The 10,702-nt window shown below is 69.6% G+C and carries 11 protein-coding genes; 10 read left to right on the top strand and 1 reads right to left on the bottom strand.

Going from position 1 to position 10,702, the window contains the following annotated elements; translation table 11 throughout:
• Positions 1-45 precede the first annotated feature (45 nt).
• The 8 genes from AACZ35_RS08625 (at position 46) to recO (ending at position 7,408) form a co-directional block, all read left to right on the top strand.
• Positions 46-498, top strand: coding sequence for a SoxR reducing system RseC family protein (locus AACZ35_RS08625; RefSeq protein ID WP_339828247.1), 453 nt, complete (start codon positions 46-48; stop codon positions 496-498).
• Positions 495-1,985 (top strand): Do family serine endopeptidase, encoded by a 1,491-nt coding sequence (locus AACZ35_RS08620; RefSeq protein WP_339828245.1) that lies wholly within the window; start codon positions 495-497, stop codon positions 1,983-1,985. Before AACZ35_RS08625 ends, AACZ35_RS08620 begins: the two co-directional genes overlap by 4 nt.
• Positions 1,986-2,084: 99 nt before the next feature.
• Positions 2,085-3,878 carry a translation elongation factor 4 gene (lepA, locus tag AACZ35_RS08615; RefSeq protein ID WP_339828243.1) on the top strand — a complete coding sequence of 598 codons (1,794 nt, stop codon included), beginning with the start codon at positions 2,085-2,087 and terminating at the stop codon, positions 3,876-3,878.
• Positions 3,879-3,907: 29 nt separating this feature from the next.
• Positions 3,908-4,726: a signal peptidase I gene (lepB, locus tag AACZ35_RS08610; protein ID WP_339828241.1), complete on the top strand. Its 819-nt coding sequence runs from the start codon at positions 3,908-3,910 to the stop codon at positions 4,724-4,726.
• A gap of 26 nt (positions 4,727-4,752) precedes the next feature.
• Positions 4,753-5,130 carry a DUF4845 domain-containing protein gene (locus AACZ35_RS08605; protein WP_339828239.1) on the top strand — a complete coding sequence of 126 codons (378 nt, stop codon included), beginning with the start codon at positions 4,753-4,755 and terminating at the stop codon, positions 5,128-5,130.
• Positions 5,118-5,783 carry a ribonuclease III gene (gene rnc, locus AACZ35_RS08600; protein ID WP_339828249.1) on the top strand — a complete coding sequence of 222 codons (666 nt, stop codon included), beginning with the start codon at positions 5,118-5,120 and terminating at the stop codon, positions 5,781-5,783. The genes AACZ35_RS08605 and rnc overlap by 13 nt, the downstream gene beginning before the upstream one ends.
• Positions 5,780-6,691: a GTPase Era gene (gene era, locus AACZ35_RS08595; protein WP_339828237.1), complete on the top strand. Its 912-nt coding sequence runs from the start codon at positions 5,780-5,782 to the stop codon at positions 6,689-6,691. The genes rnc and era overlap by 4 nt, the downstream gene beginning before the upstream one ends.
• Before the next feature lie 3 nt (positions 6,692-6,694).
• Complete coding sequence (recO, locus tag AACZ35_RS08590) at positions 6,695-7,408, top strand: DNA repair protein RecO (protein WP_339828235.1); 714 nt, start codon at positions 6,695-6,697, stop codon at positions 7,406-7,408.
• 6 nt (positions 7,409-7,414) lie between these two features.
• Here recO and AACZ35_RS08585 read toward each other — a convergent pair whose 3' ends face one another.
• Complete coding sequence (locus AACZ35_RS08585; protein ID WP_339828233.1) at positions 7,415-8,086, bottom strand: response regulator; 672 nt, start codon at positions 8,084-8,086, stop codon at positions 7,415-7,417.
• Between AACZ35_RS08585 and AACZ35_RS08580 the strand changes: the two genes are divergently transcribed.
• Both AACZ35_RS08580 and AACZ35_RS08575 read left to right on the top strand, forming a co-directional pair.
• The gene (locus tag AACZ35_RS08580) at positions 8,085-10,106 is read left to right on the top strand and encodes a hypothetical protein (RefSeq protein WP_339828231.1); all 2,022 of its coding nucleotides are present in this window, start codon (positions 8,085-8,087) and stop codon (positions 10,104-10,106) included. The genes AACZ35_RS08585 and AACZ35_RS08580 overlap by 2 nt on opposite strands.
• Positions 10,107-10,117: 11 nt before the next feature.
• On the top strand, positions 10,118-10,702 hold a 585-nt coding region (locus AACZ35_RS08575; RefSeq protein WP_339828229.1), incomplete at its 3' end, for a DUF1318 domain-containing protein.

Genomic DNA, 10,702 nt, shown 5'->3' with positions numbered 1-10,702 from the left:
CGACGGTGGACCGGTTCGCGCGCACGGTGCGGGCGGTGCCGGCGGATGGCTGAGCGCGAAGCCGAGGTGGTCGGCGTGCAGGGTCGGCGGCTTTCGCTGCGCCTGCTGGGCAGCGCCTGCGACGGCTGCGCCGGTGGCTGCGGTGGCCGCTGCAGCCTGTTCGCCGGCGCCGGGCGCGATGGCTTCGAACTCGATGTCGACGACAGCGCCGCGTTCGAGCCGGGTCGGCGCCTGCGCCTGCGGCTCGACGACCAGGCCCTGCGCCAGGCCGCCTGGCGCGGCTATGGACGCGTGCTGCTGGGCCTGCTGGCCGGTGCGGCGCTGGGACAGCTGCTGGGCCTGGCCTGGGGGCGGCACGCCGACGTGCTGACCCTGCTTGGCCTGCTGTCGGGAACTTTATTGGCGGCGCGCTTTTCCAAGCCGCGCCTGCCCGAGCCGGAAATCCTGGGCCTTGGGGCCGAACCAAACTCCGATCCACGAGGGAAAACACAGCCATGAAAAATTCAATTCCCGGAAGCCTCCTGCTTACCCTGGCGCTTGCCGCGGTGTCGCCGGGCCTGTTCGCGCAGACGCGCGATGCGGCGCCGGCCGGGCAGGCGACGCTGGAAACCCCGGTGGTGAACCTGCCCGACTTCACCCGCCTGGTCGAAGCCGTCGGTCCGGCGGTGGTGAACATCGAAGCCACCAGCGGTGGCGGGGAAGAGCGGGAGAGCGCCGGCGCGCGCGGTGGCGCGGAGCCGACGCCCGAAGAGATGCCCGAGTTCTTCCGCCGCTTCTTCGGCCAGCCCGGCATGCCCGGCATGCCCGACCGGATGCCGCGCGGCGGCACCTCGCAGGGCAGCGGCTTCATCATCTCCAGCGACGGCTACGTGCTGACCAACCACCACGTCGTCGCCGGCGCCGACCGCATCATCGTGCGCCTGAGCGACCGCAACGAACTCGAGGCCGAACTGGTCGGCTCCGATCCGCTGTCCGACGTGGCGCTGCTCAAGGTCGAAGGCCGCGGCCTGCCGGTGCTCAGGACCGGCGACTCGCGCAACCTCAAGGCCGGCCAGTGGGTGCTGGCGATCGGTTCGCCCTTCGGCTTCGAACACTCGGTCACCGCCGGCATCGTCAGCGGCGTCGGCCGCCGTTCGCTGGACCCCAGCCAGCAGTACGTGCCCTTCATCCAGACCGACGTGGCGATCAACCGCGGCAATTCCGGCGGCCCGCTGCTCAATACCCGCGGCGAAGTCGTCGGCATCAACTCGCAGATCTTCTCCAACTCCGGCGGCTACATGGGCGTGAGCTTCGCGATCCCGATCGAAGTGGCCATGAACGCGGTGCGCCAGCTGCGCGAAACCGGCACGGTCACCCGCGGCCAGCTGGGCGTGCGCATCCAGGACGTTGATCGCGACCGCCTGGCCGAACTCGGCCTGGACCGTCCCACCGGCGCCTTCGTCGATTCGGTCGAAAACGGCAGCGCCGCCGACAAGGCCGGCATCCGCCCCGGCGACGTGATCACCCGCTTCAACGGCCGCGAAGTGCTGCGCTCGTCCTCGCTGCCGCCGATGGTCGGCGCGCTGCCGCCGGGCAGCCGCGCCACGGTGACGGTGATGCGCGAAGGCAAGTCGCGGGAGCTGGTGGTCACCCTGTCGGCCCTGGACGTGGCCTCGATGGGCTCGCCCGGGCCAGCCGGCCGGCCGTCGGCCCCGGAAGCGGCCACCAACCCGCTGGGCCTGGAGGTCGAGGCCCTGGACGCCGCTGCCCGTTCGGCCATGGGCCTGGGCGCCGGCGAAGGCGTGCTGGTGTCCCGGGTGACCGGGCTGGCGGCCCGCCAGGCCGGGCTGGCCCCGGGCGACGTCATCCTGCGCGTGGGCCAGGACGAGGTCGGCTCGGTGGCCGAGTTCGAGGCCGCCACCGGCGACATGGAGGCGGGCGACGAGGTCCGGCTGCTGGTCCGCAACGCCCGCAGCACCGGCTTCGTCAGCTTCGTGCTGCGCTGAACCCCCGGCGTGCCCCGGCCGGCCCATGCGGGCCTGGCCGGGGGCGCTGTGCGATAATGGCCCGTTTATGGCCACGTACCGGTAATCCGACCGCCCCGCATGCAGCACATCCGCAATTTTTCCATCATCGCCCACGTGGACCACGGCAAGTCCACGCTCGCCGACCGCATCATCCAGCTGTGCGGCGGCCTGCAGGCGCGCGAGATGGAGGCCCAGGTGCTCGACTCGAATCCCATCGAGCGCGAGCGCGGCATCACCATCAAGGCGCAGTCCGTCTCCTTGCCGTACACGGCCAAGGACGGCGTCACCTACCAGCTCAACTTCATCGACACGCCGGGTCACGTGGACTTCAGCTATGAAGTCAGCCGCTCGCTGGCGGCCTGCGAAGGCGCGCTGCTGGTGGTGGACGCGGCCCAGGGCGTCGAGGCGCAGTCGGTGGCCAACTGCTACACCGCGGTCGAGCAGGGCCTGGAAGTGGTGCCGGTGCTCAACAAGATCGACCTGCCCACGGCCGACATCGAAAAGGTGAAGAAGGAAATCGAGGCCGTCATCGGCATCGATGCCGAGGACGCCATCGCCATCAGCGCCAAGACCGGCCTGAACGTGGTCGATGTGCTGGAAGCGATCGTCAAGCGCATCCCGCCGCCGAAGCCGCGCGAAACCAACAAGCTGCAGGCGCTGATCATCGACTCGTGGTTCGACAACTACCTGGGCGTGGTGTCGCTGGTGCGCGTGATGCAGGGCGAGATCAAGCCCGGCGACAAGATGCTGGTCATGTCCACCGGCCGCACCCACCTGGTCGACAAGGTCGGCGTGTTCACGCCCAAGCGCAAGGAGCTGGCCAAGCTCGGCGCCGGCGAAGTGGGCTGGATCAACGCGTCCATCAAGGACGTGCACGGCGCGCCGGTCGGCGACACCCTGACCCTGGCCAACGACCCGGCCCCGGGTCCGCTGCCGGGCTTCCAGGAAATGCAGCCGCGCGTGTTCGCCGGCCTGTTCCCGGTGGACGCCGACGACTACCCGGGCCTGCGCGAGGCGCTGGAAAAACTCAAGCTCAACGACGCCGCGCTGCGCTTCGAACCGGAAAGCTCCGAGGCCATGGGTTTTGGCTTCCGCTGCGGCTTCCTGGGCATGCTGCACATGGAAATCGTGCAGGAGCGGCTTGAGCGCGAGTACGACCTCAACCTCATCACCACCGCGCCCACCGTCGTCTACGAAGTGCTGATGAACGACGGCAGCACGCTGCCGCTGGACAACCCGGCCAAGCTGCCGCCGCCGACCAAGGTGCAGGAGATCCGCGAGCCGATCATCCGCGCCAATATCCTCACGCCGCCCGATTACGTCGGCAACGTCATCAAGCTGTGCGAGGAAAAGCGCGGCCGCCAGGTCGGTATCAACTATCTCGGCTCCCAGGTGCAGATCAGCTACGAACTGCCCATGGCCGAGGTGGTGCTGGACTTCTTCGACCGGCTCAAGTCGGTGTCGCGCGGCTACGCCTCGCTCGACTACCACTTCGAACGCTTCGAGGCCGGCCCGTTCGTGCTGGTGGACACGCTGATCAACGGCGACAAGGTCGACGCGCTGTCGTCGATCGTGCACCGCAGCCATGCCGACCGGCGCGGCCGCGACATCTGCGAAAAGATGCGTGAGCTGATCCCGCGGCAGATGTTCGACGTCGCCATCCAGGCCGCGATCGGTTCGCAGATCATCTCGCGGTCCACGGTCAAGGCCATGCGCAAGAACGTGCTGGCCAAGTGTTACGGCGGTGACGCCACCCGCAAGAAGAAGCTCCTGGAGAAGCAGAAGGAAGGCAAGAAGCGCATGAAGCAGGTCGGCCGCGTGGAAATCCCGCAGGAAGCCTTCCTGGCCGTGCTCCAGGTGGACAACAAATAAGCGGCCCCCGCCGCGAGGAAGCCACACGCGTGAAAATAGACCTTGCCCTGATCCTGACGTCCCTGGCCGCGCTGACCGGACTTGTCTGGCTTCTCGATCGCCTGCTGTTCGCACCCAAGCGCCGCCTGATGCAGGCCGAGGGTGAAGAAGTGCATGAGCCGGTGGTGGTGGACTACGCCCGGCAGCTGTTCCCGATCATCTTCATCGTGCTGGTGCTGCGCAGCTTCCTGGCCGAACCCTTCCGTATCCCGTCCAGCTCGATGATGCCGACCCTGCTGGTCGGCGACTTCATCCTGGTCAACAAGTTCGCCTACGGCATCCGCCTGCCGGTGCTCAACACCAAGGTCATCGACGTCGGCGCGCCCGAGCGTGGCGACGTGGTGGTGTTCCGCTACCCGGGCATGGGCCCGGACGACCCCAATGCCGGCGCCGACTACATCAAGCGCATCGTTGGCCTGCCGGGCGACCAGATCACGTTTCGTGACCAGACCCTGCTGGTCAACGGCCAGCCCGTGCCCAAGCAGGCGGCCGGGGTCTACGTGGGCTCGGGCCAGGGCCGCGCCATGACCGGCGCCACCCGCTTCGAGGTCGATCTCGATGGCCGGGTGCACGCCACGCTCGAAACCAGCCCCTTCTCCAGCCCGCGCGCCGAAGGCGTCTGGGAAGTGCCCGAAGGCCACTACTTCGCCATGGGCGACAACCGGGACCGCAGCGAGGACAGCCGCTACTGGGGTTTCGTCCCGGAGAAGAACCTGGTGGGCAAGGCCTTCGCTATCTGGCTCAACTGCGAGGGCTGGTTCTGCTCGGGGGCGTTTGACTACACCCGGATTGGCGATACCATCCGCTGAAAGGGGTGATCCCCGGGGGAGTGGACATGGTTAGCAAGCCGCGTGGCATGACGTTGATGAGCTTCGTGATCGTCCTGGTGGTGGTGGGCTTCTTCGCCCTGATCATCATGAAGCTGTTCCCGATGTACAGCGAGTACTACAGCCTCAAGAAGGTGATGGAGGAGTACGCGGCCCAGCCGAACTCCGCCGCCAATTCTCCCCAGCAGCTGTACAACGAAATGAACCGGCGGTTCGGCATCGCCTACATCGAGTCGGTCCAGAAAGAGCACATGAAGGTCACGCGCGAGAAGGGCGTCAGCAAGCTCAACATCGCCTACGAGGTGCGCGTGCCGCTGTTCGCCAACCTCGACGTGGTGGGCAAGTTCGACAACACCGTCGACCTGAGCGGCCGATCGAGCGAGTGACCGACCCGCTCGGCCATCGCTTCAGATCACCCGAACTGCTGCAACAGGCCCTCCGGCACCGCAGCGCCGGATCGCCGCACAACGAACGCCTCGAGTTCCTCGGCGACGCCCTGGTCAACCTGGTCGTCGCCGAGGCGCTGTACGAACGCTGGCCCAAGGCCGACGAAGGTACCCTGACCCGCGCCCGCGCCAGCCTGGTCCGCGAATCCTCGCTGGCCGAACTGGCGCGCCGCCTGCAGCTGGGCGACCGGCTCGAGCTTGGCCCCGGCGAAATGAAAAGCGGCGGCCCCCGCCGCGACTCGATCCTGGCCGACGCCGTCGAGGCGGTCATCGGCGCCGTGCACCTCGATGCCGGCTTCGAAGCCTGCCGGGCGGTGGTGCTGGCCTGGTTCGAAACCTCGCTCGACGAACTGCCCACCGGCAAGGCCGAAAAGGATCCCAAGACCCGGCTGCAGGAATGGCTGCAGGGCCGCCAGCTGCCGCGACCGAACTACCGTCTCATCGCCACCACCGGCGACGACCATGCGCGCGTCTTCCACGTCGCCTGCGAAACCGCCGACCCCCCGCTCGAGGAACAGGCCGAAGCCAGTTCCCTGCGCGCCGCCGAACAACTCGCCGCCGAACGCGTGCTGGCGACGCTGGAGAAGAAGTGAATCCCCCCGAGTCATCGAAAACCGCCTACCGCGCCGGCACCGTTGCCGTGCTGGGCCGTCCCAACGTCGGCAAGTCGACCCTGGTCAATGCCCTGGTGGGCGCCAAGGTCAGCATCGTTTCGCCGCGCCCGCAGACAACGCGCCACCGCCTGCTGGGCATCGCCAGCTTCGAAAACGGCCAGCTGCTGCTGGTGGACACCCCGGGCATCCACCGCGAACAGAAGCGGGCGATGAACCGCATGATGAACCGCGCCGCGCGCGGCGCCGTCGAAGGCGTGGACGCCGCAGCCCTGGTCATCGAAGCCGGGCGCTGGACCGAAGAAGACGCCCTGGCCTATGGCGCGCTGCACGCCGCCGGGGTGCCGGTGGTGCTGGTGGTCAACAAGGTCGACAAGATGCCGGACAAGACGGCGCTGCTGCCCTTCATCGCCGAAGTCACCCGCGAACGCGTGTTCGCGTCGGTGCAGCTGGTGTCGGCGCTCAAGTCCAAGGGCCTGGATGTCCTGGTCCGGGACCTGCTTTTCCTGATGCCCGAATCGGCGCCGATCTACGGCGAAGACGAGATCACCGACCGCAGCGAACGTTTCCTGGCCGGTGAACTGGTGCGCGAACAGCTGATGCTGCGCCTGGGCGAAGAACTGCCGTATTCGACCACCGTCGAGATCGAACGTTTCGAGGAGGACGGCGAAATGCTGCGCATCGCCGCCATCGTCTGGGTCGAACGCGAAGGCCAGAAGCCCATCGTCATCGGCAAGGGCGGCGAACGCATGAAGGCCATCAGCACCGGCGCCCGCATCGGCATGGAACGCCTGTTCGGCCGCAAGGTCTTCCTGGAAACCTGGTGCCGCGTGCGCGAGGGCTGGTCGGACGACGAGGCCGCGCTGCGGCGCTTCGGTTATTCGGACTGAACCATGCGCGTGCTCGCGCAGCCGGCCTTCGTGCTGCACGCGCGCCCCTGGCGCGAAACCAGCCTGATCGTTGAACTCCTGACCCGCGACCACGGCCGGGTCGGCGTGGTCGCGCGCGGCGTGCAGGGCGCCAAACGGCACCCGCTGCGCGCCGCCCTGCAGCCGCTGCAGCTGCTGCGCGCCGATTTCCTGCCGCGCGGCGAACTGGCCCGCCTGCTGCAGGCCGAAGCCGTGGACGCGGCGCCGCGCCTGGCCGGCGAGGCCCTGATGGCGGCCTTCTACGTCAACGAACTGGTGCTGCGCCTGCTGCCGCGCAACGACCCGGCGCCGGAACTGTTCGAACGTTACGGCGAACTGCGCTCGCGGCTTGGCGACAACGCGGCACTGGCCTGGCAGCTGCGGCGCTTCGAGCGCGACCTGCTGGAACTGCTGGGTTACGGCCTGTCCTTCGAGGAAGGCGAAGACGGCGAACCGCTCGACCCGGCCGCGCGCTACCTGCTCGACGCCGAACGCGGCGCGCTGCGCGACCGCAGCCACGCGCCGGGATCGACGTCGGGCGCGGCGCTGCTGGCGCTGGCCCAGGACCGGCAGCCGCCGCCCGAACAGCTGCAGGAACTGCGCGGCGCCCTGCGCGGCGTGCTGGCCACGCACCTGGGCCCGACCGGGCTCAAGTCCTGGGGCCTGCTGTCGGAGCTGGCGCGCCTGGGCCGTCCCTAGTCGCGCTCAGGAGCCTTCGAGCAGTCGCGCCGAGCAATCGTCAAAACGCCGCAAGGCGCCGGCATCATCCGGGGCCGCGTACAGCGAACGCACCGCGGCCAGCAGGGGCAGGGCACCGACAAAACCACAGCCGGCCTTGAGCCGGTGCAGCTCCGCGCGTGCCGCGGTTTCATCGCCGGCCCGGCAGGCGGCCAGTACCCGCTGCCGCTGTCCGGGCAGTTCATCCAGGAACAGCTGGCGCAGCGTCTGCAGGGCCGCCGCCTGGCCGGCCACCGCGGCCAGGCCGGCGACGTCGTCCCAGGGGGGCAGCATTTCCGCCGGCAATACCGCTGCCACCGCCGTGCGCAGGTCGGCCAGGGCCAGGGGTTTGGCCAGCACGCGCAGGAAGCCGCCGGCGGTCACGTCCGGATCGGCGCTAAGGGCCAGCGCCGGCGTGTCCAGGCCCTGGTCGCGCAACCGGGCCAGCAGTGCGTCGCCGCGGCCGTCGGGCAGCTGCAGGTCGAACAGCCACAGGGCATGCCCGCCGCCGGCCGCCAGTGTCGCCGCTTCGGCGACGCTGGCCGCGTGGTCCACCCGCGCCGGCAGCGATTCCAGCCCGGCCCGCAGCGCGGCCGCGCTGGTGGGGTCGTCTTCGAGCAGCAGCAGGCGCGGGATCAAAGGCACTATGCTGGCCAGCATGCGGCGATCAAACACACTCGGCAAGTTGCTCTGTGGCGCCCTGCTGGCACTGGCGCTGTTGCCCGCGGCCGCGCGCGAACTGCAGCTGCAGGTCGGCGCCGTACGCAACGAGGTGGCCAGCCTGGAAGAGGTGCGCGTCACGCTGGACTGGCCCGAGGGCGCGGCGGCCGGCGAACTCTCGCTGGAGGCATCACGCCTGCAGGTGCCGACGCTGGGCCAGGACCTGCACGCGGTGCGCTGGCGCTGCCCGCTGTCGCGGGACCCGGACGGCCAGTGGTTATGCGAAGGGCCGGTGGGCGCGAAGGGCGGCGACGGCACGCTGGCCGTGTCGCTGTCGGCGGCCAGCATTGATGCGCTGCTGGCCACGCGCGGCAGCGCACTTGATTACGCCTGGCGCGCCGGCGCCCCCGACCGCCACCAGGTGGACCTTCGCGCGGTGCCGGTGGCCTGGCTGCGCGCTTTCCTGGCGACGCTGTGGGCAGACGGGCAGTGGACCGGCGGCCGCCTGGACGGCGCCGTTTCACTGCGCACCGGCGACGTGCTGGCCGTGGACGCCGACCTCCGGCTCGCCGAGGTCGGCCTGGAAACGCCCGACGGCTGGCTGGCCGCCGCCGGCATGCAGGGCCGGCTGCAGGTGGACTACCTGGGCGACGCCCGGCGACCGCGCACGGCCATCAAGTACACGGCGCGCGGCGGCGAATTCCTGGTCGGCAGCCTCTACGTGCCGCTGCCGGAAACGCCGGTGCAGGTGGACGTCGAAGTATTCCCGCGCGACGGCGGCGGCTGGGACCTGCCGGCGTTCTCCTGGCGCGACGGCGAGGTCCTGCAGGCCAGCGGCACGGCGCGGCTGGACGCGGACAATGTGCCCACCGACCTGCAACTCAGGCTTTCCCTGGCCGACCTGGCGTCGGCCCGCGACCGATACCTGAGCGGTTTTCTGGCCCCGGCCAGCTTCGGCGACCTGGTGCTGACCGGCGGCGTGCAGGCGCAGCTGCGCATGACTGGCGGGCAATGGCAGTCGATGGCCCTGGGCCTGGAGCGCCTGAACGCGATCGACCCGCGCCAGCGTTTCACCCTGGCCGGCCTGCACGGCAATCTGCGCTGGATCGCCGGCGGCGCGCCGCAGGCGGGCGAACTGGCCTGGGACAGCGCCGCGCTGTTCGGCATCGGCCTGGGCCATGCCCGGCTGGGCTTCACCAGCGCCGATGGCCAGCTGCAGCTGGCCGCGCCTGTGCCGATCCCGGTGCTCGACGGCCAGGTGCGCCTGGACCACCTGCGCTGGCAGCCACCGGGTGAGGGCATGGGCACCCGCTTCGCGCTGGGCGCGACGCTGCAGGACCTGGACCTGGGCAGCCTGTCCCAGCGACTGGGCTGGCCGCCCTTCGAGGGCAGCATCAGCGGGCGTATTCCGGCGGCGCGTTACCAGGACAACCGGCTGGTTCTCGACGGTGGCCTGACCATGCAGCTGTTCGGCGGCTCGGTGGCGCTGTCGAGCCTGGAGATGGAGCGGCCCTTCGGCGTCGCGCCGACGCTGTCGGCCGACGTGGTGATCGAGGACATCGACCTTGAACCGCTGACGGCGGCGTTCGGCTTTGGCTCCATCACCGGCCGGCTTGATGGCCGCATCGCCGAACTGCGCATGGTGGACTGGTCCCCGGTGGCCTTCGACGCGCGCCTGCAGTCGGATCCGGACTGGAAAGGCCGTCGCCGGATCAGCCAGCGCGCGGTCGAGGATATTTCCAAGGTCGGTGGCGGCGGCGGGCTGATGGGCGGCCTGCAGGCGCAGGCGCTGCGCCTTTTCGACGATTTCCGCTATGCCCGGCTGGGCCTGGCCTGCCGGCTGCGCGACAACGTTTGCCAGATGGACGGCGTGGATTCAGCGGGTGATGGCTATACCATCGTGCAGGGAGCGGGCCTGCCGCGTATCCAGGTGGTGGGTTTCCGCCGCCGCGTCGACTGGCCCACGCTGGTGGCCCGCCTGAAGGCGGCTACCGAAGGGCAAACCCCGGTCATCCAATAGAGGGCAAGACAATGGGCAAAAAAATCAAGCGGCTGCTGCTGGCCCCCGTCGCGGCGCTGGCGGTCTTCGCGCTCGGCGCCTGCGTCACCATCAACGTCTACTTCCCGGCGGCCGAGGCACAGGCGGCCGCCGAAGAATTCGTCGAGAAGGTGCTCGACGAAGGCGCCAACGGGTCGGCGGCCGAAGGCGAACCCCAGGCCCACATGCCGGCACGGCAGCCGCGCTGGAGTCCGATGTCCCTGCTGATTTCGCAGGCCCATGCCCAGGAAGTGGACATCACCATCCGCACGCCGGCGATCCAGGCCATCCAGGACCGCATGGCGGCCCGTTTCCAGTCCGGCCTGCGGCCGCATTTCGATTCCGGCGCGCTGGGTTTCGGCAACGACGGTCTCCTGGTGCTGCGCGATGCCAGCAAGGTGCCGCTCAAGGACCGCGTGTCGGTGAACCAGCTGGTGGCCGAGGACAACCGCGACCGCAACGCCGTTTACCGCGAAATCGCGGTGGCCAACAACCACCCGGAGTGGGAAGACCAGATCCGCCAGACCTTCTCGCGCCAGTGGGTCGCCAGCGCCCGCGCCGGCTGGTGGTACCAGGCC

This window comes from uncultured Arenimonas sp. (assembly GCF_963976025.1).
GTDB lineage: Bacteria > Pseudomonadota > Gammaproteobacteria > Xanthomonadales > Xanthomonadaceae > Arenimonas.
This window is presented reverse-complemented; position numbering and strand designations above follow the sequence as displayed.